The sequence below is a fragment of the Aliiruegeria lutimaris genome, from assembly GCF_900099935.1.
Lineage (GTDB): Bacteria > Pseudomonadota > Alphaproteobacteria > Rhodobacterales > Rhodobacteraceae > Tropicimonas > Tropicimonas lutimaris.
On the sequence record NZ_FNEK01000022.1, the window covers coordinates 1 to 23,469 of the forward strand.

A 23,469-nucleotide genomic window follows, 5' to 3' on the forward strand; every position below is an offset into this window, starting at 1 on the left:
ATCGGGCGCACCAAAGGCGGCATGAACACGAAGCTGCATGCCGTCACCGACGCTTCGGGACGCCCGATCCGGTTCTTCATCACCGCTGGTCAAGTCAGCGATTACACAGGCGCCAGGGCGCTGGTGAGTAGCCTGCCATCGGCGGACTGGCTACTGGGAGACCGAGGATATGATGCGGATTGGTTCCGCGAAGCCTTGGTAGAAAAGGGGATCAAGCCTTGCATCCCCGGACGAAAGTCACGGGACAAACCTGTCAAATACGACAAGCGGCGATACAAGCGACGGAACCGGATCGAGATCATGTTCGGGCGACTGAAGGACTGGCGTCGCGTTGCCACCCGCTACGACAGATCGGTATCCGGGTGAAGAGCGGATCGGGCCCGAGCTGAATCACCTTTGCTCCAGCATCGGAACCTCCCCTTCCGGCAAACCGACCCACGGTCGGGAACGGGGGCGGCCTATGTCGGCAAAGACCCGTTACCAAGATCGGCTTCCGATATTTTCCGGCCATGACGGGGTGATTTCATTCCAGTACGCGGACCTGTCGGGACAGCGAAGAGCGACCGCCGAAGAAGCGTTCCGTGGGTCGTTTTACGATATCGCGGCGTCGCCGCCGTGACTGCCGTGCGGTCAGGTCAATTCACATGACGATGGCGAGGATGGACTTCACAACTTGCTCTCGCAATTCCGCTTGGGCTTGTTCCGAAAACAGGCCGTCGCCGAAATTCATCGAGAAGGTCGACCGGTTCGCGACATTGAAGAAACTCAGCGCGGATATCTGCCAGTGCAGCGCCAGTGGCGAGATATCGTCGCGAAACAAGCCGGCGGCCTTGCCGGCTTCGCAAATCTCTCTCAGCTGGTCGATCGCGGCATTGCTTGTGCCGCTCAGTGACTCGATCTTGCGCATATGCCGGGCGTCGTGAATGTTCTCGATCATGACTAGGCGGATAAAATCGGCATGGTCGCGGTGATGATCGAAGGTGAATTCGACAAGGCGCCGGAGAGCGTCCACGGGGGACAGGCCCTTCAGGTCCAATTCGGCTTCGCGCTGCCGGACGCTCCGGTAGGCCTGTTCGAGCACTGCCCGGTAAAGCCCATCCTTGTCGCCGAAATAGTAGAAGATCATGCGTTTGGAGGTCTGGATCCGGTCAGCGATGTCCTGAACCCGCGCGCCATCGAGCCCGTTCTGGGCAAATTCGGCCGTGGCTGCGTTCAGAATATCGGCGCGGACGGCTTCCGGATCCTGTTTCCAGGTCCTCACACGTCTGACCGCTTCTTTTTTTCCTCCAGCCATGACAGACTTTTATTCGTCTCAGCCGATCAATGTCCAGCACTCAAGCTATCGGCTGGCAATATATTTAACCGACTGGTACATTTGGCTTGACCAAATTAACCCATCGGTTCAATATCAGGGATAACGAATCGTGTTCTCGGCTTTGGGAGGGGCATCGGATGAACGAAGGAGAGCCTGAGAAGGTCGTTGATTTCGACGTGATTGTTGGCCTGATCGGGCGTGGGATCAAGCTGTCCCGTACGCCCTCAATGCACATAGCCGAGGCCCGCGCACAGGGTGGGCGCTGCGATTATCGCATTCTGGATATGGATGATCCCGAGCGGAGCGGCGTTTCCCTCGAAGCGATGCTGCACGAGGTGGAAGCGGCCGGTTATGCTGGCGTCAACGTCACCTATCCCTACAAGATCGAAGTCATGCCGTTTCTCGACGAGTTGTCGGCCAATGCCACGGCTGTGGGCGCGGTCAACACTGTCATCTTTCGAGATGGCCGCCGCACGGGCCACAACACTGACCTTTGGGGCTTTGCCGAAAGCTTTCGGCGCGGGTTGAGCGATGTGAATCGGGACCACGCGCTGCTGATTGGCGCTGGCGGGGCCGGCGTGGCGGTGGCGCATGGGCTGGCGGATTGCTGCAAGGTGGGGCGGCTGTCGATTCACGACATGGACCCCGCTCGTGCAAGAGCCCTGGCGGAACATGTGTCGGAACGCTGGGGCACCGAAGTGAACGCCGTGTCCGACCTGGCTGCGCTGGTGGCGACGGACCGGCCCGACGGCGTCGTCAACGCCACACCGATGGGCATGGAAAAACTGCCCGGCTCCGCTTTCCCGACGAACCTGCTCCATCCGGAAATGTGGATCGCCGATGTTGTCTATTTTCCGTTGGAAACCGAGCTTCTAAAGGCGGCGCGTGCCGTCGGTTGCCGAACCCTGTCAGGCGCCGGAATGGCCGTTTTCCAGGCTGTGCGCGCCTTCGAGCTGTTTGCGGGTCGGCCCGCAGACTCGGACCGGATGAGGGCGACTTTCGACGCCTTCGACCAGTAACAAAACAAATTTGCGGGCCTTGGTTCAAGATTGGTAGGAAAGATCGTGACGTTTGAAGATACCAAGCTGATCATCCCCTCCTTCGTGCCCCAGACCGTCATCTGGCTGCCGCGAGCGATGAGGTTCTGATGGTTTCCGTGTCGTTGCCTTGTCCGCTTTTCCCTTGGAGAAACCCATGTACGACATGACCGGAGATGTCCTGATCGAAGACGAGTTTCTTCGTGACGGACTTCAGAACGAGAAACGGCTGTTCTCCATCGAGGAGAAACTGGGCTTTCTCGCCACTTTGGAGGCCGCCGGTGTCCGGCGTATCCAGGTTGGCTCCTTCGTACATCCGAAATGGGTGCCGCAAATGGCCGATACCGATGCGCTATTCGAGCGGATCGCGCCGAAACCCGGCGTGACCTACACCGCGCTTGTTCTCAACAAAGCCGGGCTGGAGCGAGCGCTGGCAGTAGGGGTGAAGCACCTCTCGATCTCTGTCTCCGCCTCCGAGACCCATTCGAAGAAGAACACCAATCGCTCCGTCGACGAGGCCCGCGCCGCCATCGTGCCCACCATCGAGAAGGCGCTCGGTGAAGGGGTCGCGGTGCGTGCGGGAATCCAGTCTGCGCTTGGCTGCGGCTTCGAAGGGCGGATCGACCCCGATCGCGTGGTCGAGATCGCGCGCGAGTTCTCTGCCCTTGGTGTCGGTGAGATCAATATCGCGGATACCGCCGGCCTCTCGAACCCGCGCGATGTCTACGCGCTCTGCACCCGCCTGCGGGACGAGATCGCGCCGGACGTCCGCTTGTCGCTGCATCTGCACGACACGCGCGGCCTCGGCCTGGCCAACATGGTGGCGGGGCTGCAGGCAGGGGTTCGGATCTTCGACGCCGCGCTTGGCGGTTTGGGCGGATGCCCCTTCGTGCCGAAGGCCACCGGAAATATCGCGACGGAAGATGCCGCCTTTGCCTGCGAGCAAATGGGGTTGAATACTGGGGTTGACTGGCGGGCGCTCACAGCCCCCGTGGCAACGGCCGAGGCGCTCCTGGAACGTCAACTTCCGGCGCGCGTCAGCCATGTGCCGGCCCCGCCCTGGGATCAACAGAAGGAGACTGCGGAATGAGTCACAAATATTCGCTGTCCTACCTGACCGTGCCCGGCGTCACACCGCCGGAACAGACTTATATCGCCGCCCGGACAGGCTATGAGTGTGTCAGTTATAGGCTTTACCATCTGGGCGTGGCGGGTGAACCGGACATCGATCCGACCTCGCCGCAGGTCATCCGGGAGACGAAACAGGCGCTGGCCGAGACCGGGTTGGAATGTTTCGACATCGAGCTGATGCGGATCGTCCGCGGGCTCGACCCGAAACAGTTCCTGCCGGCCTTTGAGGCCGGGGGCGAGCTCGGGGCCAAGCACGTCATCTGCTCGGCCTGGACCGATGTGCGCAACGACCGGAAATTCATCGTCGAGACCTTCGCCGAGATCTGCGACCTTGCCGCGCCCTTCGGCCTGACGGTCAATCTCGAATTCCCCGCCTTTTCGCGGCTGACGACGCTGGAAGAGGTGATCGACATTCTCGACCGCACCGGCCGGCGCAACCAGGGCGTGCTGGTCGATACGCTCTACATGCACTTCAACAAGGAACCGCTGCTGACGCTGGAACGCGTGCCGGCGGAATGGATCAACTTCCTGCATATCTGCGATTGCGAGAACCTCGCCTTCACCAAGGAAGACATGATCCACATTGCCCGCGATGCCCGCCTCTACCCGGGCGAAGGCGCGATCGACTTCTGGTCGGTCAACTACCTCTTTCCCGATCTTCCGCTCTCCATCGAACTGCCGCACGCAGCCCGGATGGCGGAATTCGGAGCCGAACAACACGCGAAAAACTGCATCGACGCCGCCCGTTCCGTCTTTGACGACCAAGGGTCGGACACGAAACCGGCCTGAGGCCGCGTACAACATCCCGGAGGACGCTTATGGCTAGAGATATTACCCCCGAAGAAATCGCTGTCATCGACGAGATGATTGCCCGCGCCCGCAAGGCGATGGACGAAGTCGCCGATTACGACCAGAAGCAGGTCGACCGTCTTGCCCGTGCGCTCGGATGGCACTGCGGCAACGAGACGACCTTCCTGCGCATCGCGCAGATGGGCGTGGATGAAAGCGGCATTGGCGACCGCGCCGGCCGTGCCGGTAAGCGCTTCAAGGTGCAGGGTGTGCTGCGCGACGCGCTGCGGCAGAAATCCGTCGGCGTGATCGAGGAGGATCCGGAAAAGGGCCTGACCAAGATCGGCAAGCCCGCCGGCGTGATCGCCTCTCTGATCCCGACCACCAACCCGGAGCTGACCCCGCCGGTGACCGGCATTTACGCGGCCAAGTGCCGGGACGCGGTGATCTTCTCGCCGCATCCGCGCGCCAAGGAGACCACCAACGAGATGGTCGAGGTGATGCGCTATGCCTGCCGCCTCGTCGGCGCGCCGGAGGACCTGTTCCAATGCGTCCGCAAGCCGTCGATCCCGGGCACCAATTACCTGATGTCGCAATGCGACCTGACGATGGCCACTGGCGGCAAGCCGATGGTGCAGGCCGCCTACAGCTCCGGCAAGCCGGCCTATGGCGTTGGCGCCGGCAACTCGACGATGGTGATCGACGAGACAGCGGACATCAAGGAAGCGGCGATGAACTCGCGCATCTCCAAGATGTCCGATTTCGGCTCGGGCTGCTCGGCGGATGGCAACCTGATCATCGTCGATGCGGTCTATGAGCAGATGAAGGAAGCTCTGATCGCGGAGGGCGGCTACCTCTGCTCGCCGGAAGAAAAGGAGCTTCTGGCAAAGGCGCTCTGGAAGGAGGACGGCAGCCGCCGGATCGAAACCGTCGCGGTTTCTGCGAAGACCATCGCCGATTTCGCCGGATTCGAACTGCCGGAAGGCGCGAAATTCCTGATGGTCGAACAAGGCGAAATCGGCAAGGAGCACCCCTTCAGCCGCGAAAAGCTGTCGGTCACGATGGCGCTCTATCGGGCAAGGGATTTCGACGACACGCTGCGCTTGGTGCGCGAGATCTACGAGGTGGGCGGCAAGGGCCATTCCTGCGGCATCTACTCCTTCGACGAAGCGCATATCCTGGCCCACGCAGCCAATGCGCCGGTCTCCCGCGTTATGGTGCGCCAACCGCAATCCAAGGCGAATGCGGGCAGCTTCGAGAACGGCATGCCGATGACGTCGAGCCTCGGCTGCGGCATCTGGGGCGGCAACATCACCAACGAGAACGTCTCGCTGAAGCACTACATGAATATCACCTGGGTGGCCCGTCCGATCCCGATCGACCGCCCCTCCGAAGAGGAACTCTTCGGTGAATTCTTCAACACGGAGGTGCTGTGATGCCCCGCGACCATATCGAGCCTGGCAAGGACCTGATTGCCAACCAGCTCGTCCGCTACCTCGAAGGGCGCGGCATCGAGCATATCTTCGGGCTGTGCGGCCACACCAATATCGCCGTTCTCTCGGCGCTGGCCAATTCCAAGATCCGCTTCGTGAATGTCCGGCACGAGCAGATCTCGGCCCATGCTGCCGATGGCTACGCCCGGGTGACGGGCAAGGCCTCGGTGCTCCTGTCGCACCTGTCGCCGGGTCTGACCAACGCTGCGACCGGCGTGGCCAATGCCGCGCTGGACTGTATCCCGATGGTGGTGATCGCGGGTGACATTCCCTCCTACTATTACGGCAAGCACCCGCATCAGGAGGTGAACCTGCATGCCGATGGCAGCCAGTACGAGATCTACCGTCCTTTCGTGAAGCGCGCCTGGCGGGTGGATACCCCGGAGCTGCTGCCGGAGATCCTGGAGAAGGCCTTCCAGCTGGCCGAGAGCGGCCAGCCCGGCCCGGTGCTGGTCAATGTCCCGATGGATATCTTCTCCGCGCCGATTGATCTGGCGCTCTGGGACAGGCTGCGCGCCAATACCAAGACGCTGGCGAAGCCGTCCATGGACGAGGATACCGCGCGCGAGATTGTCTCGAACCTGGCGGGGGCGGAACGACCCGTGCTGTATGTCGGTGGCGGTGTCGCGCTGGCGCGCGCCTATGACGAACTGCGCGATTTCGTCGACCACATGCAAATCCCTGTCTCGCATTCGCTGATGGGCAAGGGCGTGTTGCCGGATGACCACCCGTTGGTGCTCGGCATGACCGGTTTCTGGGGGATGAAATTCACCAATGAGCAGACGCTGGCCGCCGACTGGATCCTCGGCCTCGGCACCCGCTTCAAGGAGGCGGATTGCTCGTCTTGGTATACCGAATACACCTTCAATATCGGTGCAAACGGGTCGAAACTGATCCATATCGATATCGAGCCGCAGGAGATCGGGCGCAATTACCCGACCGAGATCGGCGTGGTGGCCGACCTCAAGGCAGCGCTGAAGGTGCTCAACAAGGTTGCCCGCGAGATGCTTCCCAAGGGCCGCAAGGTGCCCGGCCTCGCCGAGAAGATCGCCGAGGAACGCCGCGCCTTCGCGGCGCAAAACACCGAGATGCAGCAATCCGATGCCTTCCCGATGATGCCCGAACGGATCCTCGCGGATCTGCGCGCAGCAATGCCGAGGAACGCGATCCTGACCTCCGATGTCGGCTGGAACAAGAACGGGGTTGCCCAGCAGTTCGACATCTACGAGCCCGGTTCGATCCTGATCCCGGGCGGCTTTGCCACCATGGGCTTCGGCCCGCCGGCGGCCATAGGCGCCAAGATCGCCGCGCCCGAACGGGTGGTGATCAGCCTCGTTGGCGATGGTGGTTTCGGGCAGAACCCCGCCATGCTGGCCACAGCTGCCGCCGAGAACGCGCCTGTCATTTGGATCATCATGAACAACAATGCCTATGGCACGATCGCCGGGCTGCAAAAGGCCAATTACGGACTCACCCACGGCACGACCTTCCCCAAGGCGGCGAGTCCCGTGGAGCAGATGCCCGATTACGCCGTCATTGCCCGTGCATATGGCTGCGACGGGGTGCGCATCACTTCGGCGGACGGCTTCAAGCCCGCGCTCGAAGCGGCCATTGCCAGCGGGCGGCCGACGGTGATCGACGTTGCCATGATCAACAACCCGACGCCCACCTCCGGGCATTGGAACATCCTCGACATCTATTCCCCCGACGGTAACGTCGGGCACGTGTCGACGGATTGACCGCAACGGGCGGCGCCCCAGGGGCGCCGTCCAATTCCACTTGGAAAGGACGAAACGATGCGGACCTCCATTGCCACCGTGTCCATCGCCGGAGAATTGCGGGACAAGCTGGCGGCCATTGCCGGCGCCGGGTTCGATGGGATCGAGATCTTCGAGCAGGACTTCATCGCCCATAGCGGCACGCCGGCGGAGATCGGCGAGATGGTGCGGGACCACGGATTGCGGATCGACCTGATGCAACCGGTGCGGGATGTCGAAGGCCTGCCGGAGCCCCTGCGCCGCAAGGCTTTCGACCGGGTGGAGCGGCGCTTCGACCTGATGGAGCAACTGGGAACCGACCTGTTGCTGGTCAGTTCCGGCACACATCCCGCAAGCCTTGGCGGTATCGACCGCATGGCTGCGGATTTCGCCGAACTGGGCGCCCGTGCGGCCGCGCGGGGTTTGCGCATCGGCTACGAGGCTCGCGCCTGGGGCCGGCATGTCTCCGATTATCGCGACGCTTGGGAGGTCGTGCGCCGCGCGAACCACCCGAATGTCGGCCTGATCCTCGACAGTTTCCACACCCTGGCCAAGAAGGTCAGCCCGGAAGCCATCCGATCCATTCCCGGCGACCGCATCTTCCATGTTCAGCTCGCCGATGCGCCACTCATCGAAATGGATCTCGAATACATGTCGCGCCATTTCCGGCGGATGCCGGGCGAAGGCGACCTGCCGCTGCTGGATTTCATGCGTTCCGTTGCCGCCACCGGCTATGATGACGCCTTCAGCCTTGAGATCCTCAACGATCAGTTGCGTGGCGGGGCCGCGCGGATCGCCGCGCTGGACGGACGTCGCTCGCTGATTTACCTCGCCGACCAGTTGCGTCGGGCCGAACCGGACCTGTCGCTGGATCTGCCGGAGATGCCGGAGAGAGGCCGGATGGAAGGCATCGAGTTCGTCGAATTCACCGCCAACGAATCCGAGGCGAAGATACTGGGCGGTATGCTGTCCGCGCTCGGTTTCTCGCGGGTTGCTCGGCACATTTCCAAGGCGGTGACTCTTTGGCGGCAGGGCGATATCAACATCGTCGTGAATACCGAACAGGAGGGCTTCGCCCATTCGGCCTATGTGATGCACGGAACCTCGGTCTGCGACATCGGCCTGCTGGTCGAAGATGCCAGCGCCACGGTCGAGCGTGCGCGTGTTCTGGGCGCGAACCTGTTCTCGCAGAAGATTGGCGCGGGTGAGTTGAAGATCCCCGCCGTTCGCGGCGTCGGCGGCACCGTTCTCCATTTCCTCGACCGCCATTCCGAGCTTGGCGAGGTTTGGGAGCGCGAGTTCCAGCCGTTGGAGGGCGAGACCGGTGTCGCTTCGGCGGGCCTGAGCCGTATCGACCATATCGCGCAGGTCATGAAGCACGACGAAATGCTGACCTGGACGCTGTTCTACACCTCTGTGTTCGACATCGCGGCGCAACCGGAAGTGGACGTGGCCGATCCCAGTGGCATCGTGCATTCCCGTGCATTGCAGAGCAGCGACGGCGCTGTTCGCCTGACGCTCAACGGGGTGGATACGCACCACACTTTTGCCGGGCGCTTTGTCTCCGACAGTTACGGCTCCTCGGTCCAGCACCTCGCCTTTGCGACCGACGACATCTTCGCGACAGCCGAAAGCCTCGCTGCCAACGGCTTTGACAGCCTGCCCATCCCCGAGGATTATTTCTTTGAGATCCGCTCCCGCTTCAGCCTGCCCGAGGAGATGATCGCCGCGCTGAAGCGCGCGAACATCTTCTATGACGAAGACGGGGCCGGTGGGAGCTACTTCCAGTTCTACTCGCAGCCCTATGGCGACGGGATGTTCTTCGAGATCGTGGAACGGCGCGGCGGGTACGATGGCTACGGTGCCCGGAACGCACCCTATCGCACAGCGGCCCTGAAACGCGTCCGTCGGAAGGCGAGCATCCAGCCGCGGTAGAATCGTTCGTTTTTCTATCTAAAAACAGTACCGGTTTCGAAACGCGGGCTGGCCGGCCTTGAATGGCCGGCCAGCCGACCGGGTCAGCTTTCGCTGGGTTTGGGGGTGGCCTTCAGCAGAGTCTTCCCCGCGGAGGTCAACGCGTTCGCCGCCAGCGCAATTCCATCCATGATGGAGAGGATCGCGTTGGCTGTTCGCTCGGCCTGAATAATTTCCGCTTTCATGCTCGGCGAAAGCACGACGTTGCGCTCTTGCAGGTCCTTGATCAGATCGAGAGACATATCACTTGGCCTGCGCGGCGGACGGGCTGGCGCCAAGGGATACGAGAGTCCCGATCTTGCGCTTCAGATAGCTAGAGAAATCCCGCGCGGTTTCGCGGATCAATTCGTTCCGCAGCCGATAGGCTTCGTGTTCAATCTCGGTGAGTGTTTTTTCCATGACAATATCTCCTGCGACAAGAAGTAACATGCAAAAGATGGCTGATATCAAATGTGACCGATAGCGTTAACGCCGCAGAGCAGCAACTCGTTGGCTGCGATACACGTCCGGGTGAGCCGGGCCTTCGGCTTGCTCCAGGAGACGCGAAGCGTGCCCGTCGGTGGCCAGAATTCGACCGGTCGGATCAGCCATCGGTGAATTCGAAGCTCAACCATGCAGCAGATGGCGCCGAATGCCGACCAATTCGTCGGCATCCCCGTATTCGTCGGCTCAAAAAGGCTCGGGACGCTTGTTTCGAATCCGTCTCAGAGTGTGACCTTGAGGGGCAGGGTACTTAGGGTTCCGTTCGGTTTTCACCGAGGCCTGGTCCGAGAAGTGCCGCCGCGGGGGCAAATTTTCCCGTGGTACACGGCGGGCCAAAATCCCGGGAGAGTACTGCGTCGGTTCGCCCGCGCCTCACCTCCTTGTTCCGCCAGCGCACCGGCAAACCTTAACATCGGCGGAACGACAGGGAGCTGAAACATGCTGAAGTCGACGATTCTGTCTGCAACGATACTTGCCGCCGCGCTTGGTGCGCCCGCCGCGATGGCCGAGGAAAAAACCGAGTTCAAGGTCGCCTGGTCGATCTATGTGGGCTGGATGCCCTGGGGGTATCTGGAGACCTCCGGCATCATGGACAAATGGGCCGAGAAATACGGCATCGATGTCGAGATCGTGCAGATCAACGACTACATCGAGTCGATCAACCAATACACTGCCGGTGCCTTCGATGGCGTTTCGGCGACCAATATGGACACGCTTTCCATCCCCGCCGGTGGTGGCGTGGACACTACGGCGCTGATCGTGGGCGACTATTCCAACGGCAATGATGCGGTGATCTTGAAGGGCGAAGGTGACCTGATGAGCCTAAAGGGCAAGCCGGTGAACCTCGTCGAACTCTCGGTCTCGCACTACCTTCTGGCGCGCGGGCTCGACAGCGTGGGACTGTCCGAGGCCGATCTCGGCGGGGTGATCAACACCTCCGATGCCGACATGATCGCCGCTTTCGCCACCGATGACGTGGAAGCGGTCGTCACCTGGAACCCGCTGGTCTCGACCATCATGGAAGAGCCCGGCGCCAACAAGCTCTTCGACAGCTCGGACATTCCCGGCGAGATCATCGACATAATGTTCGTGAACACCGAGACGCTGGCCGACAACCCGGCCTTCGGCAAGGCGCTTACGGGGGCGTGGTACGAGCTGATGGCGCTGATGGCGGCGGGCGACGAAGAGGCGCTGACCGCGATGGCCGAGGAGTCCGGCACCGACCTGGCGGGCTACAAGTCGCAGTTGGCCTCCACCGAGATGTTCTATGACCCGGCTGACGCGGTCGCCTTTACCGAGAGCGCCGAGCTGCCCAAGACCATGGTGAACGTGGCCGAATTCCTGTTCGACAAGGGCATCCTCGGTGAAGGCGCGCCCTCGGCGGATTTCGTCGGTGTCGCCTATCCCGACGGATCGACCACGGGCGACGCGAACAACGCCACCTTCCGCTACGACACGACCTACATGAAAATGGCGGCCGACGGCAGCCTGTGACCTCCATCAGGCTCCGCGTTTCCCGCGCGGGGCCAATCCGGGATCTCCCATGCGCTTGATAAACCGAACGCCCGGCCCCGTGCTGGCCACCTTCCTCGCGCTCCTGCCTTTCGTGCTGGTGCTTGTGGCCTATGTGATCGGCTCCGAGATCCGGCTGGCCGAGAACCCGGCCGACAAGCTCCTGCCCGCGCTCTCGAGTATCGCCGATACCGCCGAGCGACTTTTCACCCAGCCGGACAAGCGCACGGGCCGGATCCTGCTCTGGCATGACACCGCGATCAGCCTTCAGCGGTTGGGCATCGGCGTGGCCATCTCGGCCTCCATCGGCCTCGGCGCTGGGCTGCTGATCGGGCTGTTCCCGCATGTGCGCGCGGGGCTGGCGGGCTTCATCGCTGTTGTCTCCATGGTGCCGCCACTGGCGCTGCTGCCGATCCTCTTCATCACCTTCGGGCTCGGAGAATTGTCCAAGGTCGTGTTGATAATCATCGGAATCACGCCCTTCCTGATCCGCGACCTGTCGCAGCGTGTCATCGAGATCCCGCGCGAGCAGATTGTGAAAGCCGAGACGCTGGGTGCTGGCTCCGGCGTGATCGCGTTACGCGTGGCACTTCCTCAGGTCTTGCCACGGTTGATCCAGGCGGTCCGCCTCTCCCTCGGACCGGCCTGGCTCTTCCTGATCGCGGCCGAGGCCATCGCCTCCGATCTCGGCCTCGGCTACCGCATCTTCCTCGTGCGCCGCTACCTGGCGATGGACGTGATCCTGACCTACGTGATCTGGATCACCTTCCTCGCCTTCGTGATCGATTTCCTGCTGAAGAAGCTGTCGAAGCGCGCCTTTCCATGGATGGAGGAAGGGCTGTGAAGATGGAAAACGGAAACATCCGAGCCGTGCATGTAAGACAACGCCGGGCCGGGCTCTGCTTCGAAGCGCCGTTCTCCAATCGGGGGGATACGGAATGAGTTTCGTCTCCGTTCGCGATGTCTTCCAATCCTACGGGCGTCGCCCGATCCTCGAACGTGTCAATGTCGACGTGGAGCAGGGAGAGTTCATCTCCATTGTCGGCGCTTCCGGCTGTGGCAAATCCACCTTCCTGCGCCTGCTGCTTGCGCAGGAGACCCCGACCCGTGGCACGATCTCCATCGACGGCAACCCGCCCGCCGTGGAGCCCAACCCCGAGCGCGGTGTGGTCTTCCAGCGCTACTCGGTCTTCCCGCATATGACGATCCGGCAGAACATCATCGCCGGCGAGAGCCTCGCCCAGCCATTTGGCCGCTTCTTCGGCAAGGCGCAGCGCGCGGCCCGGGAACGCGCCGACACTGTGCTGGAACGCATCGGCCTTGCCCATGTCGCCGACCAATACCCGGCGACCCTTTCGGGCGGCATGCAGCAACGCCTCGCCATCGGACAGGCGCTCACCGCCAAGCCGCGCATCCTGCTGCTCGACGAGCCCTTCGGCGCCCTCGACCCGGGCACGCGTTTGCAGATGCACGACTTCCTGATGGAGCTGCGCGCGGAGACCAATATGACCGTCTTCATGGTCACCCATGACCTGACCGAGGGCTTCAAGCTCGGCGACCGGGTGCTCGTCTTTGACAAGCCACGCTGGGATCCGACCGACCCAGAGGCCTTCGGCGCCACCATCACCTACGATTTCGATGCCCGCGATGGCGGCATCCCCTACCAGAGATTGACGGAGGAAACCCATGTTCCCATCACCGCGTGACCGTTCGCGCCCGCACAACCCGCGGCACATGCGCCGCGAGGAGAAGCGCTTCCACCACCCGGACCTGACCAAGCTCCTCGGCTGGAAGGCGATGCAGAAGGAGGGCGAGCTGCCCGAAGGCCGCTGGGACGAGGAGCGCCGTTGGGCGCTGCGCATGGGCCTGACCGGAGCCGACAGCATCGAGGACAAGTCCATCCCCACCTTTGCCCGTGGAGAGCTGCCGCATTACGCCGGCATCAACACCTTTCTAAAGGCGCCCTATGCCGAAGACGTGCTGGAAGTGGCCAACTACGATGCCACCGTGCTCGGCATCCCATTCGATGGCGGCACCACTTACCGCCCGGGAACCCGTTTCGGCCCGCAGGGCGTGCGCAAGATCTCGGCGCTCTACACGCCCTACAATTACGAGATCGGGGTGGACCTGCGCGAGCAGATGACACTCTGCGACGCGGGCGATGTCTTCACCATCCCGGCCAATATCGAAAAGAGCTTCGACCAGATCAGCCGCGCTGTCTCCCACGTCTTCTCCTCCGGTTCGCTCCCGATCATGATCGGCGGCGACCATTCCATCGGCTTCCCCTGCGTGCGCGGCATCGCCGAATGCACCTCCAAGAAGATCGGCATCGTGCATTTCGACCGCCATGCCGACATCCAGGAAAAGGATCTCGACGAGCGGATGCACACAACGCCGTGGTTCCACTCCACCAACCTTCCCAATGTACCGGCCAAGAACCTCGTGCAGGTCGGCATCGGCGGCTGGCAGGTCCCGCGCGAGGCGGTGAAGGTCGCCCGCGAGCGGCAGACCAACATCATCACCATGTCCGACATGGAGCGCATGGGCGTCGACAAGACCGCCGAGATGGCGCTGGAGATGGCCTGGGAAGGGGTGGACATGGTCTACATGTCCTTCGACATCGACAGCATCGATTGCGGCTTCGTCCCTGGCACCGGCTGGCCGGAACCGGGCGGTTTCCTGCCGCGTGAGGCGCTGGCGCTGGCCTCGAAGGTCGCCGCGCAAGGGATCTGTGGCATGGAGTTGGTCGAGGTCTCTCCGCCTTATGACACCTCGGACATCACCGCCCTCATGGGAACCCGCGTGATTGTGGACGTGTTCGGCGCGATGGTCTCCAACGGCACGCTGGGCAAGCACAAGCGCCATATCGACAGGCCGGTCGCAATCCCGCATGGCGAGTTCGTAGGCAAGAGGTGGTCCAATGCCACATGATCACCCGCACCATCACCACCACCATGACCACACCCCCCACGGGGCGGGGCACAACCACGCCCAGGCCGACCACCTGCATTCGCACATGCATGACGAGGATGCGGCGGCGGATCTTCAGGTGCTTACCACCCAGTTCATCGACGGTTTCGTGAAGGCGGCGGACAAATCCGCCTATCTCCGGCTCGCCGGTGTTCCGTTCGAAAAAACCGGGGTGGGGGGCGCGACCGCACTGAAGCTGGTCGATGTGGAGCTGAAGACCGAATGGCAGGTTGGCACCGCCTCGCCCTCTTTCGGCTCGCGCGAGTTGAGCTATCTGCCCTATCCGGGCAGTATGGTCAGCGAACGGACCAATATGGCGTTGATTTACGTGTCGATAGACGAGAAAACCTCCACCGACATCAAGGATTTCCTCGCAGACAAAAGACAGGAGCTTTCCAAATGAAAAAACTCACCGCACTGCTGCCCTTCATGGCGGCGCTTCCGGCGCATGCGCATGAGACCGGGCCGATTGCGCATCTGCACCCGCATGGTCCCGATATCGCGGCCCTCACAGCTATCGGTGTAGTGGCGCTCGCCTACGTGGTCTGGAAAGTTCGGCAACGCCGCTAACGCGCCTTTTCCCTGCGCGCGCGAGGCTCGGGCCTATTGCGTGCGCAGGAAAACCGGCCGTTCCTCGGTGGATGCGGCGGCGTCGAACATGTAGCCGCCGGTGCGGAACTCCGTGAGGTCCTCGGGCTGTGAAGCGCCGGTCTCCAGCACCCAGCGGGCCATGGCGCCCCGCGCCCGCTTGGCGGCCACCGCGATCACCCGGCGCAAACCGCCGCGTTCTTCCTCGAAGCGCGGGCTGACGAGACGCAAGCTCATCAGCGCGGCACGGTCGACAGCCTTGCCATATTCCTCGGAGGCGAGGTTCAGAACGGTATCGGTGCCGAGCGCCGCAGCGTCCTCCGTGACGGCTTCCGCGATCCGGCTACCCCAGAAGCGATAGAGATTTCCAGCGGAATGGCCGGGAATCCGGCGGCCCATTTCGAGCCGGTAGGGACGAATGGCATCTGTGGGCCGCAGCAGCCCGTAGAGTCCCGAAAGGATGCGTAGCCGACGCGCCGCCTCGGTCCGTGCAGCCTCGTCCAGCGTCGCGAATTCCAGCTCCCGGTAGACATCGCCGTCGAAAAGCTCGCCCGCCGCGAAAGCCGGCCCGGCCTCTCGCGTCCAATCCGCGAAGCGCCCGCCATTCAGCTTTGCAATCGCGGCGGAGACTTTCATGATCTCGGCAATCTCCGCGTCCGACCAGCCGCGCGCGACGGAAACGAGCTGTTCGGCCTCGTCGAGAAAGCGCGGCGTCGTGCTGGCATGGCCGCGTGCCCTGTCTTCGTTCAGGCTCTTGGCGGGCGACAGCAAGATCAGCATACGTTCTTCTCCCGGTGGACTGGTGTGGTTTGGAGCGCGTTCCGCGCGAAACGGTTGGATACACTACGAGAGCTATCTATGCCACCGCCGCCGGCAGGCAAGGGGCAGTCAGGAGGCCTCGCCCAGAACCTTGAGGAAGGCATGGCCGAAACGCTCCACCTTCTGCGCGCCCATGCCGGGAACGCGGGCCATGTCGTCGAGCGAGTCCGGCCGCCGTTCCGCGATTTTCTTCAGCGTCGAATGGGGGCAGGAGAGGTACTTGCCGGAGCCATCCTCGCCGCGAGCCAAGTCGATCTGGATCTCCTGCAACCGGTCGAACACATCGCCGCTTTCGCGCCCGGCGAGTTGCCGTCGGGCGGGGTGCATCTGCTCGACAGCGCCGGTTATCACCGCAAGGAAGCCCGCCCCGTAGCGCTCCAGCTTGATCGCGCCGACGCCGCCGACCCGGGCCATTTCATCCAGCGTCAGGGGCCGGGTCTCGGCCATCTCGATCAGCGTCCGGTCGGTGAAGACGATATAGGGCGGCACGCCCGCCGCCTCCGCCAGCGCGCGCCGCTTCGCCTTGAGTGCCGAGAGCAGCGGTGCGTCTTCCTCGCTCACCAGCTCGCGGACCTTTGGCCGGTCCTTGGCCTTGACGATGGTGTCCTTGCGCAGCGTGATCTCCTGCTCGCCACGCAGGATTGGCCGCGCCGGGTCTGTCATGCGCAGCGCGCCGTGGCGTTCCGGGTCCGGACGGACGAGGTCGTGGCCCATCATCTGGCGAAAGATCGCCTGCCATTCCTTGCGCCCGTATTCGATACCCACACCGAAGGTCGGCAGGCTTTCATGCCCGCGCTGGCGTATCTTGTCCGTCTCTTCGCCGCGCAGGATGTCGATCAGGTGTCCGCTGCCGAAGCTCTCGCCGGTGCGCAGGATTGCCGAGAGCGCCTTGCGCACTGCAGTCGTGCCGTCGAAGGTTTCCGGCGGGCGTTCGCAGAGGTCGCAATGCCCGCAAGGTTCCGCCGTTTCACCGAAGTAGCCCAGCAGGAGCTGCCGCCGGCAGCCAAGGGATTCCGCAAGTCCCAGCAGCGCGTTGAGCCGCGCGTGATCCGCCGATTTGCGTTCGGGCGGCGCCAGCCCCTCGTCGATCTGTGACCGGCGCAGGCGAATGTCTTCCGGGCCATAGAGCGTCAGCGTTTCCGCCGGCGCCCCGTCGCGGCCCGCCCGCCCGATCTCCTGGTAATAGGCCTCGATGGATTTCGGCAAATCTGCATGGGCCACCCAGCGGATATCGGGTTTGTCCACGCCCATGCCGAAGGCGACCGTCGCAACGACGATCAGGCCGTCCTCCGTCTGGAAGCGGTGTTCCACGTCGCGGCGCGCCTCCGCGTCCATGCCGCCGTGGTAATGGCAGGCCGCGTGACGCGCCTCTCGCAGAGCGTGGGACAGGCTCTCGGTCTTGGCCCGGGTGCCGCAATAGACGATGCCGGAGCGGCCCTTGCGCGCGGCGGCGAAGTTCAGGATCTGGCTGCGCGGGGAATTCTTTGCCTCGAAGGCAAGGTGCAGGTTGGGCCGGTCGAACCCGTGCAGGAAGCTGCGCGGCGGCACCCCGTCGAAGAGCCGGGTGACGATTTCTTCGCGGGTTTCCTCGTCCGCCGTTGCGGTGAAGGCGGCCAGCGGCACCTGCAACGCCCGGCGCAATTCGCCTATGCGCAGGTAGTCGGGCCGGAAATCATGCCCCCATTGGCTCACGCAATGGGCTTCGTCCACGGCGATGAGCGACACGCCGGCTTGCCGCAACATGTTCGCCGCCGCTCCCGAGGCCAGCCTCTCGGGGGCCATGTAGAGCAGCTTCAATTCGCCGCGATGGAGCGCGTCGAAGACGGCATCGTTTTCCTCAAGCGTGTTGCCCGAAGTGAGCGCCCCGGCGGCAACGCCGGCCTCGCGCAGCGCCCGCACCTGGTCACGCATCAGCGCTATGAGCGGCGAGATGACCACCGTCACCCCCTCGCGGCAGAGTGCTGGAAGCTGGAAGCAAAGCGACTTGCCCCCGCCCGTCGGCATGATCGCCAGCGTGTTTTCGCCTGCCGTCACGGCTTCCACGATTTCGGCCTGTCCGGGCCGAAAGGCATCGAATCCGAAAACGGAGGACAGAAGGTCTGTCGGGGAGGGCGCGGCCATCGCCGATCCTGCCTGTGTTTGGTTAGCTGCTCTTTGTTGGATGCAGCATCCCACACCAAGAATCGGTTAACAAGGCCGCGAGGCCCGGCTTACCGGAAACCGAACAGCGTCGGCAGCAGGATGTCGCGCAGGATGATGATGCAGATGAAGACAGCCAGCGGCGCAAGGTCGAGCGGCCGTGTGTCCGGCAGGATCCGCCGCACCGGGGTGTAAACCGGCTCCAGCAAGCGGTTCAGCCCGTCCCAGATACCGCGAACCGTCGGTTGGCCGTAATTTAGCACGCCAAAATTTAGCAGCCAGCTCATGATGATATGCACTATCATGATGAAAAAGGCGACGTCGAGGAGCAGTTGCAGAATTTGATAGATCGCCATCATCATCGGTCTCCGTCATAGGCAATTCGGCACAGGATGTAAGCTGCGCGGGGGGCGCGTGCAACCGTTCGTGCCGTGAGGTTGATATTGATGCAAAGGTAAAGATTAGATTGAGGGGAGTTTGAAAGGACCCGCCTATGTACCCATTCTTTCGCCTGATCCGGGAGGTTGCCCGAAACCGCAAGACCGCGCCGCTGCCGCTTCTGGGCATGCATGTCGCGAGCCATATCTGCTGGCCCTGGGATATCGACCCCTGGATGGAGCTGAACAACGGCCGCACGCTGACGCTTTACGATATGGGCCGGGTCGGGCTGTTTCTGCGCGCCGGGATCGTGTCGGTGATGAAGGCGAACCGCTGGGCGGGCACCATCGCCGGGTCCTCCTTCCGTTATCGGAAGCGGGTTCGGGCATTCGATCGCTACGAGTTGCGCACGCGTATGCTCGGATGGGACGAACGTTTTTTCTATGCGGAACAGTCGATGTGGCGAAAGGGCGAGTGCACCTCACACGGGCTTCTTCGCATGGCGATCACCGATGCGAAGGGGCTGGTCGAGACAGCGCGGGTGGCCGAAGCCTTCGGACATGACGGAAAGAGTCCGGAGTTGCCCGACTGGGTTCGCGCCTGGATCGACGCAGAAGCCGCGCGTCCCTGGCCGCCGATGCAGGACGACGCCCCTGACACCAGGATTGCGGCCTGAGGACAAAGCGGCTAGGCCATCGGGGCCTTTCGCCAGGAGTTCACATGACCGATCCCGTCGCGCTCACCGCCGATCTTGTCCGCTGCCCCTCCGTGACGCCCGCGGAGGGCGGTGCCCTCGCGCTGCTGGAGCAGATTTTGTCCGAGGCCGGGTTCGACTGCGCGCGCGTCGATCGCAACGGTACGCCGAACCTTTTTGCCCGCTGGGGCGCGAAGGGGCACGCGAAGAGCTTCGGTTTCAATGGCCATACGGACGTGGTGCCGGTGGGTGATCCGGCAGATTGGAGCGTCGACCCCTTCGGCGCCGAGCAGAAGGACGGCTTTCTCTGGGGCCGCGGCGCGACCGACATGAAATCCGGGGTGGCGGCCTTCGTGGCAGCGGCGGTGGATCTCGTCCGGGACACGCCGCCCGATGGCGCGATCCTCATCACCGTGACCGGCGACGAGGAAGGCCCGGCGACAGATGGAACCACGGCTTTGCTGGATTGGATGGCTGAGAAGGGCGAGGCGATGTCGGTCTGTCTCGTGGGCGAGCCGACCTGCCCGGAGCAGATGGGCGACATGATCAAGATCGGACGCCGTGGCTCGGTATCGGCCTTCTTCACCGCGACGGGGGTGCAAGGCCATGTCGCCTATCCGCATCGCGCGAAGAACCCGGTTGCAGCTATCGCCACTCTTATCGCCCGGCTCTCGGCCAGTCCGCTGGACGAAGGTACGTCGCATTTCGACCCCTCGACGCTGGCGGTGACGACGATCGACACCGGGAACCCCGCGACCAATGTCATCCCGACGACGTGTCGCGCCACGGTCAATATCCGCTTCAACGATTTGCATACAGGTGCAAGCCTGTCAGACTGGATGCGGGGCGAGGCGGCGGCGATTGCGGCACAGACCGGGGTCACCATCTCCACCGAGACGCGCAGCTCGGGAGAGGCGTTCCTGACCCCGCCGGGGGCATTTTCCGAAAGTATCGCGACGGCGGTCGAGGCCGAAACCGGGTTGAAGCCGGCGCTATCGACCTCGGGTGGAACCTCGGACGCCCGTTTCATCCGCGAACATTGCCCGGTCGTGGAGTTCGGCCTTGTCGGCAAGAGCATGCACCAGGTCGACGAGCATGTTTCCGTCGAGCAGATCCATCTGCTCAAGGCGATATATTCGCGGATCCTGAAGAATTACTTCGCCTGAGACATGCACCGGCAACTCTTCATCATGCTCAAGGAGCCGCGCCCGGGCCGGGTCAAGACCCGCCTTGGCCGTGACATCGGCATGGTTCCGGCCGCCTGGTGGTTTCGTCATCAAAGCGCTCGCCTGATCCGGCGACTCGAAGACCCGCGTTGGCAACTGACACTCGCGGTTTCCCCGGATACCGAAGGTTTGTCGTCGCGCGTCTGGCCAGAGCATCTGCATCGTGTTCCACAGGGCGCTGGCGATCTCGGCGACAGAATGGCACGGATCTTCCGCAGCGCGCTGCCCGGGCCGGTCCTGATCATCGGCGCCGATATTCCTGGGATCGGGAAAACTCATATTGCCCGCGGTTTTCGTGCTTTGGGGGCGCATGACGCCGTGTTTGGACCGGCGCCGGATGGCGGCTACTGGGCGGTCGGTCTGAAACGGTCCTCGGCACAGCCGCCCGGATTATTCAAGCAAGTGCGCTGGTCGAGCGAATATGCGCTCGCCGATACCATGTCTGCATTCGGTTCTGCGCGCTTGGCCCGCGTAGATACGCTCGCGGATATCGATACAGAAGCTGATCTGAAGTCGGAAAAGCACGGCTAAGGAAATACGCCGCTTGCGGAAGAGTGTGTCGCCGCACCCTGCCGGTTCATTGGGAGCTTGATGCGGAGATTGGGGGCGCTGCCCCCAAGCCCCCGGGATATTTCCAGTCAGAAGAAGACAGAGCGACCCTGACATTTTCTTCTGACTGAAAATATCCCCGCCGGAGGCACGATCCGTAGGATCGTACATGCGCGGAGGCGAATGACAGCCTCGTCCGCTTCTCGAACCAGAGGGGTTTCGAGCCATGAAGGGCCGTGCAGCGCCACCGCCGCCACTCGGCCACCGGCAGCCCCTCTTTCCACAGGTGACAGCCCACGGCCCCCATGCTACGCCGCGCTTATGGCAGAGCTTCCCACCAAGGCCCAGCTTCTCGACTGGATCGCCGACAACCCGACGCAGAACTCCAAGCGTGACATCGCCAAGGCCTTCGGGGTCAAGGGCGCCGCGCGGATAGATCTCAAGCGTGTGCTCAAGGAACTTGAAGCCGAAGGTCACTTGCAGAAAGCCCGGCGGCATTACCGCGACCCCGACAAGCTGCCACCGGTGAGCGTGCTCAACATCCTTGCGCCCGATGCCAACGGGGACCTCTACGCCAAGCCTCTGGAATGGCATGGCGAGGGCCCCGAACCGCGGGTGCTCTACATTCCGCGCGAGAGCGACCCGGCGCTGGGCGAGGGCGACCGCATTCTCGGACGGCTGACCGAGATCCGCACCGACGATTACCAGTACGAGGCCCGGCTTATCCGCCGGATTGGGCACAACCCGATAAAGATCCTCGGCGTCTATCGCAAACGCACGGAGGGCGGCCGCATCACGCCCATCGACAAGGGCGCTGACCGCGAATGGCAGGTGCCTGCCGGCGCCACACATGGCGCCAAGGATGGCGAACTGGTCGAAGCGGAACAGTCCAGCCCGCGCGGCAAGCTCGGCTTGCCGACAGCACGGATCATCGAGCGGCTGGGAGACCCGTCCGCGCCCAAGGCGGTCTCATTGATTGCCATTCACCAGCATGGTATTCCCGACGATTTCCCGGACAAGGTGATCGAGGAAGCGGACCACATGAAACCCTCTGGCCTTTCGGGCCGCGAGGATCTCCGTGACCTGCCGCTCATCACCATCGACCCGTCGGACGCGCGTGATCACGACGACGCGGTTTATGCACACGCCGATGATGACCCGAAGAACGAGGGCGGTCATGTCGTCTGGGTCGCCATTGCCGACGTGGCCCATTACGTCACCCCCGGCTCCGCGCTCGACGCCGAGGCGCGTACGCGCGGCAATTCCACCTATTTCCCGGACCGTGTCGTGCCGATGCTGCCGGACCGCCTGTCGGGCGATCTGTGCTCGCTGCACGAGGGCGTCCCGCGCGCCTGTATCGCCGTGCGCATGCGGCTCAACGCCAGCGGCCAGAAGATCGACCATTCCTTCCACCGGGGCCTGATGCGCTCGGAAGCCTCGCTGAATTACGAGGAAGTTCAGCAGGCGCTCGACGGCGCGCCGAATGACAAATGCGGCCCGCTGCTGGAGGAGGTTCTCAAGCCGCTCCAGGCCGCCTATCTCGCCGCCGCTCATGCGCGCGACATCCGCCAGCCGCTGGATCTCGATATTCCCGAGCGCCGGATCATGCTCTCCGACAAGGGCGAGGTGAAATCGGTGAATTTCAAGGAGCGGCTGGAGGCGCACCGGCTGATCGAGGAATTCATGGTGCTTGCTAATGTCTGTGCCGGTGAGACGCTGACAGTGAAGCGGACCCCGCTGCTCTTCCGCGTGCACGAGGAACCGACGCCGGAAAAGATGGAGGCGCTGCGCGAGACGGCGCAGGCGAGCGGCTTCACGCTGGCCAAGGGGCAAGTGCTGCATACGAGCCATCTCAACAAGCTCCTGCATGACAGCGCCGGCAGCGAGCTCTCTGAGCTGATCAACATGGCCACGCTGCGTTCGATGACGCAGGCCTATTACTCGCCCGAGAATTTCGGCCATTTCGGTCTGGCGTTGAAAACCTACGCCCATTTCACATCGCCGATCCGCCGCTATTCCGACCTGGTCGTGCATCGCGGCCTCATCTCGGCGCATAAATGGGGCAAGGACGGGCTGTCGCCCGACGATATCGATCGGCTTGCACCCACGGCGGAGCATATCTCGGAGACCGAGCGGCGCTCCATGGCGGCCGAGCGGGACACCACCGATCGCTACCTCGCGGCGTATCTGTCGGAGCGGGTGGGCAACGAGTTCACGGGTCGGATCGCCGGGATCGCGCGGTTCGGGTTGTTCGTGAAGCTGGACGAAACCGGTGCCGACGGGCTGGTGCCGATCCGCTCGCTCGGCAACGAGTTCTTTCATTACGACAAGGACGCGCAGACGCTGATGGGCGCGGATTCGGGCCGTGTGATCGGGCTCGGCCAACGCGTTGTCGCGCGGTTGACGGAGGCGGTTCCGGTCACAGGCGGCTTGATGCTCGAGCTGCTTGAAATCGAGGGCGAAAAGGCGGGCGGCGGTTCTGGCCGTGGCGCTGGCGGCGGACGCGGGGGGAGTAAGCCCGTGCGCCGCAAGCAGGGCAAGGCGCGGGCGAGCGCGGCGGCGAAGTCCAAGTCCGATCGCCGTAAGGTGACCCGCAAGCGGCGTTGAGCGAAGGC

General features: G+C 63.2%; 23 protein-coding genes and 1 riboswitch. Of the genes, 17 read left to right on the forward strand and 6 right to left on the reverse strand.

Going from position 1 to position 23,469, the window contains the following annotated elements; all coding sequences use genetic code 11:
• Positions 1 to 366, forward strand: a 366-nt coding sequence (locus BLR85_RS11950; protein ID WP_139188377.1) for an IS5 family transposase, incomplete at its 5' end; no start/stop codon positions are given.
• A 274-nt stretch (positions 367 to 640) separates the two neighbouring features.
• On the opposite strand, the gene BLR85_RS11955 is transcribed toward BLR85_RS11950, so the two are convergent.
• Entirely contained in the window at positions 641 to 1,261 is a 621-nt protein-coding gene (locus tag BLR85_RS11955; protein ID WP_244520708.1) for a TetR/AcrR family transcriptional regulator, read from the reverse strand.
• Between the two features lie 191 nt (positions 1,262 to 1,452).
• Here BLR85_RS11955 and BLR85_RS11960 point away from each other — a divergent pair, with 191 nt between their 5' ends.
• From BLR85_RS11960 to BLR85_RS11985, 6 genes are all read left to right on the forward strand, one after another.
• Positions 1,453 to 2,334 (forward strand): shikimate dehydrogenase, encoded by an 882-nt coding sequence (locus BLR85_RS11960; protein ID WP_093155957.1) that lies wholly within the window; start codon positions 1,453 to 1,455, stop codon positions 2,332 to 2,334.
• A gap of 175 nt (positions 2,335 to 2,509) precedes the next feature.
• Positions 2,510 to 3,442 (forward strand): hydroxymethylglutaryl-CoA lyase, encoded by a 933-nt coding sequence (locus BLR85_RS11965; RefSeq protein WP_093155960.1) that lies wholly within the window; start codon positions 2,510 to 2,512, stop codon positions 3,440 to 3,442.
• Positions 3,439 to 4,272, forward strand: a complete 834-nt coding sequence (locus tag BLR85_RS11970) for a sugar phosphate isomerase/epimerase family protein (RefSeq protein ID WP_093155962.1) — start codon at positions 3,439 to 3,441, stop codon at positions 4,270 to 4,272. Before BLR85_RS11965 ends, BLR85_RS11970 begins: the two co-directional genes overlap by 4 nt.
• Before the next feature lie 29 nt (positions 4,273 to 4,301).
• Entirely contained in the window at positions 4,302 to 5,708 is a 1,407-nt protein-coding gene (locus BLR85_RS11975) for an aldehyde dehydrogenase family protein (RefSeq protein WP_093155964.1), read from the forward strand.
• Positions 5,708 to 7,504: a thiamine pyrophosphate-binding protein gene (locus BLR85_RS11980; RefSeq protein WP_093155967.1), complete on the forward strand. Its 1,797-nt coding sequence runs from the start codon at positions 5,708 to 5,710 to the stop codon at positions 7,502 to 7,504. Before BLR85_RS11975 ends, BLR85_RS11980 begins: the two co-directional genes overlap by 1 nt.
• Before the next feature lie 57 nt (positions 7,505 to 7,561).
• Positions 7,562 to 9,457 carry a bifunctional sugar phosphate isomerase/epimerase/4-hydroxyphenylpyruvate dioxygenase family protein gene (locus BLR85_RS11985; RefSeq protein ID WP_093155970.1) on the forward strand — a complete coding sequence of 632 codons (1,896 nt, stop codon included), beginning with the start codon at positions 7,562 to 7,564 and terminating at the stop codon, positions 9,455 to 9,457.
• Between the two features lie 83 nt (positions 9,458 to 9,540).
• Here the strand turns inward: BLR85_RS11985 and BLR85_RS11990 are convergent, their stop codons facing one another.
• Positions 9,541 to 9,738 carry a hypothetical protein gene (locus BLR85_RS11990; protein WP_093155973.1) on the reverse strand — a complete coding sequence of 66 codons (198 nt, stop codon included), beginning with the start codon at positions 9,736 to 9,738 and terminating at the stop codon, positions 9,541 to 9,543.
• Between the two features lies 1 nt (position 9,739).
• Entirely contained in the window at positions 9,740 to 9,895 is a 156-nt protein-coding gene (locus tag BLR85_RS29125; protein ID WP_170844549.1) for a hypothetical protein, read from the reverse strand.
• A 323-nt stretch (positions 9,896 to 10,218) separates the two neighbouring features.
• Positions 10,219 to 10,328: riboswitch (guanidine-I (ykkC/yxkD leader) on the forward strand.
• Between the two features lie 89 nt (positions 10,329 to 10,417).
• On the opposite strand from BLR85_RS29125, the gene BLR85_RS11995 reads away from it, so the two are divergent.
• The 6 genes from BLR85_RS11995 (at position 10,418) to BLR85_RS29130 (ending at position 15,031) form a co-directional block, all read left to right on the forward strand.
• Positions 10,418 to 11,473 carry a putative urea ABC transporter substrate-binding protein gene (locus BLR85_RS11995; RefSeq protein ID WP_093155976.1) on the forward strand — a complete coding sequence of 352 codons (1,056 nt, stop codon included), beginning with the start codon at positions 10,418 to 10,420 and terminating at the stop codon, positions 11,471 to 11,473.
• 49 nt (positions 11,474 to 11,522) lie between these two features.
• On the forward strand, positions 11,523 to 12,335 hold the full coding sequence (locus BLR85_RS12000) for an ABC transporter permease (protein ID WP_093155979.1): 813 nt from the start codon (positions 11,523 to 11,525) through the stop codon (positions 12,333 to 12,335).
• A 94-nt stretch (positions 12,336 to 12,429) separates the two neighbouring features.
• Complete coding sequence (locus BLR85_RS12005; protein ID WP_093155981.1) at positions 12,430 to 13,197, forward strand: ABC transporter ATP-binding protein; 768 nt, start codon at positions 12,430 to 12,432, stop codon at positions 13,195 to 13,197.
• On the forward strand, positions 13,178 to 14,422 hold the full coding sequence (locus BLR85_RS12010) for an agmatinase family protein (protein ID WP_093155984.1): 1,245 nt from the start codon (positions 13,178 to 13,180) through the stop codon (positions 14,420 to 14,422). The genes BLR85_RS12005 and BLR85_RS12010 overlap by 20 nt, the downstream gene beginning before the upstream one ends.
• Positions 14,412 to 14,864: a hypothetical protein gene (locus BLR85_RS12015; RefSeq protein ID WP_093155987.1), complete on the forward strand. Its 453-nt coding sequence runs from the start codon at positions 14,412 to 14,414 to the stop codon at positions 14,862 to 14,864. The genes BLR85_RS12010 and BLR85_RS12015 overlap by 11 nt, the downstream gene beginning before the upstream one ends.
• The gene (locus BLR85_RS29130; protein WP_170844550.1) at positions 14,861 to 15,031 is read left to right on the forward strand and encodes a hypothetical protein; all 171 of its coding nucleotides are present in this window, start codon (positions 14,861 to 14,863) and stop codon (positions 15,029 to 15,031) included. The genes BLR85_RS12015 and BLR85_RS29130 overlap by 4 nt, the downstream gene beginning before the upstream one ends.
• 33 nt (positions 15,032 to 15,064) lie before the next feature.
• Here BLR85_RS29130 and BLR85_RS12020 read toward each other — a convergent pair whose 3' ends face one another.
• The 3 genes from BLR85_RS12020 to BLR85_RS12030 all read right to left on the reverse strand — a co-directional run bounded on the left by BLR85_RS12020 (position 15,065) and on the right by BLR85_RS12030 (position 18,366).
• Positions 15,065 to 15,829, reverse strand: a complete 765-nt coding sequence (locus tag BLR85_RS12020; RefSeq protein WP_093155990.1) for a YaaA family protein — start codon at positions 15,827 to 15,829, stop codon at positions 15,065 to 15,067.
• A gap of 108 nt (positions 15,830 to 15,937) precedes the next feature.
• Positions 15,938 to 17,989, reverse strand: a complete 2,052-nt coding sequence (gene recQ / locus BLR85_RS12025; RefSeq protein ID WP_093155993.1) for a DNA helicase RecQ — start codon at positions 17,987 to 17,989, stop codon at positions 15,938 to 15,940.
• Between the two features lie 89 nt (positions 17,990 to 18,078).
• Positions 18,079 to 18,366, reverse strand: coding sequence for a YggT family protein (locus BLR85_RS12030; RefSeq protein ID WP_093156141.1), 288 nt, complete (start codon positions 18,364 to 18,366; stop codon positions 18,079 to 18,081).
• A 134-nt stretch (positions 18,367 to 18,500) separates the two neighbouring features.
• On the opposite strand from BLR85_RS12030, the gene BLR85_RS12035 reads away from it, so the two are divergent.
• From BLR85_RS12035 to rnr, 4 genes are all read left to right on the forward strand, one after another.
• On the forward strand, positions 18,501 to 19,061 hold the full coding sequence (locus BLR85_RS12035; protein WP_093155995.1) for an acyl-CoA thioesterase: 561 nt from the start codon (positions 18,501 to 18,503) through the stop codon (positions 19,059 to 19,061).
• A gap of 44 nt (positions 19,062 to 19,105) precedes the next feature.
• Positions 19,106 to 20,245, forward strand: a complete 1,140-nt coding sequence (gene dapE, locus BLR85_RS12040) for a succinyl-diaminopimelate desuccinylase (protein ID WP_093155998.1) — start codon at positions 19,106 to 19,108, stop codon at positions 20,243 to 20,245.
• 3 nt (positions 20,246 to 20,248) lie between these two features.
• On the forward strand, positions 20,249 to 20,836 hold the full coding sequence (locus tag BLR85_RS12045; RefSeq protein ID WP_093156001.1) for a TIGR04282 family arsenosugar biosynthesis glycosyltransferase: 588 nt from the start codon (positions 20,249 to 20,251) through the stop codon (positions 20,834 to 20,836).
• Positions 20,837 to 21,175: 339 nt separating this feature from the next.
• Positions 21,176 to 23,461, forward strand: a complete 2,286-nt coding sequence (gene rnr / locus BLR85_RS12050) for a ribonuclease R (protein WP_093156004.1) — start codon at positions 21,176 to 21,178, stop codon at positions 23,459 to 23,461.
• The last annotated feature ends 8 nt before the right edge of the window (positions 23,462 to 23,469 follow it).

What these genes read in the sequence shown, in the direction of transcription:
- BLR85_RS11960 (WP_093155957.1), top strand. Translation starts at nt 1,453, where the DNA reads ATGAACGAAGGAGAGCCTGAGAAGGTCGTTGATTTCGACGTGATTGTT.
- BLR85_RS11965 (WP_093155960.1), top strand. Translation starts at nt 2,510, where the DNA reads ATGTACGACATGACCGGAGATGTCCTGATCGAAGACGAGTTTCTTCGT.
- BLR85_RS11970 (WP_093155962.1), top strand. Translation starts at nt 3,439, where the DNA reads ATGAGTCACAAATATTCGCTGTCCTACCTGACCGTGCCCGGCGTCACA.
- BLR85_RS11975 (WP_093155964.1), top strand. Translation starts at nt 4,302, where the DNA reads ATGGCTAGAGATATTACCCCCGAAGAAATCGCTGTCATCGACGAGATG.
- BLR85_RS11980 (WP_093155967.1), top strand. Translation starts at nt 5,708, where the DNA reads ATGCCCCGCGACCATATCGAGCCTGGCAAGGACCTGATTGCCAACCAG.
- BLR85_RS11985 (WP_093155970.1), top strand. Translation starts at nt 7,562, where the DNA reads ATGCGGACCTCCATTGCCACCGTGTCCATCGCCGGAGAATTGCGGGAC.
- BLR85_RS11990 (WP_093155973.1), bottom strand. Translation starts at nt 9,738, where the DNA reads ATGTCTCTCGATCTGATCAAGGACCTGCAAGAGCGCAACGTCGTGCTT.
- BLR85_RS29125 (WP_170844549.1), bottom strand. Translation starts at nt 9,895, where the DNA reads ATGGAAAAAACACTCACCGAGATTGAACACGAAGCCTATCGGCTGCGG.
- BLR85_RS11995 (WP_093155976.1), top strand. Translation starts at nt 10,418, where the DNA reads ATGCTGAAGTCGACGATTCTGTCTGCAACGATACTTGCCGCCGCGCTT.
- BLR85_RS12000 (WP_093155979.1), top strand. Translation starts at nt 11,523, where the DNA reads ATGCGCTTGATAAACCGAACGCCCGGCCCCGTGCTGGCCACCTTCCTC.
- BLR85_RS12005 (WP_093155981.1), top strand. Translation starts at nt 12,430, where the DNA reads ATGAGTTTCGTCTCCGTTCGCGATGTCTTCCAATCCTACGGGCGTCGC.
- BLR85_RS12010 (WP_093155984.1), top strand. Translation starts at nt 13,178, where the DNA reads ATGTTCCCATCACCGCGTGACCGTTCGCGCCCGCACAACCCGCGGCAC.
- BLR85_RS12015 (WP_093155987.1), top strand. Translation starts at nt 14,412, where the DNA reads ATGCCACATGATCACCCGCACCATCACCACCACCATGACCACACCCCC.
- BLR85_RS29130 (WP_170844550.1), top strand. Translation starts at nt 14,861, where the DNA reads ATGAAAAAACTCACCGCACTGCTGCCCTTCATGGCGGCGCTTCCGGCG.
- BLR85_RS12020 (WP_093155990.1), bottom strand. Translation starts at nt 15,829, where the DNA reads ATGCTGATCTTGCTGTCGCCCGCCAAGAGCCTGAACGAAGACAGGGCA.
- recQ (WP_093155993.1), bottom strand. Translation starts at nt 17,989, where the DNA reads ATGGCCGCGCCCTCCCCGACAGACCTTCTGTCCTCCGTTTTCGGATTC.
- BLR85_RS12030 (WP_093156141.1), bottom strand. Translation starts at nt 18,366, where the DNA reads ATGATGGCGATCTATCAAATTCTGCAACTGCTCCTCGACGTCGCCTTT.
- BLR85_RS12035 (WP_093155995.1), top strand. Translation starts at nt 18,501, where the DNA reads ATGTACCCATTCTTTCGCCTGATCCGGGAGGTTGCCCGAAACCGCAAG.
- dapE (WP_093155998.1), top strand. Translation starts at nt 19,106, where the DNA reads ATGACCGATCCCGTCGCGCTCACCGCCGATCTTGTCCGCTGCCCCTCC.
- BLR85_RS12045 (WP_093156001.1), top strand. Translation starts at nt 20,249, where the DNA reads ATGCACCGGCAACTCTTCATCATGCTCAAGGAGCCGCGCCCGGGCCGG.
- rnr (WP_093156004.1), top strand. Translation starts at nt 21,176, where the DNA reads ATGGCAGAGCTTCCCACCAAGGCCCAGCTTCTCGACTGGATCGCCGAC.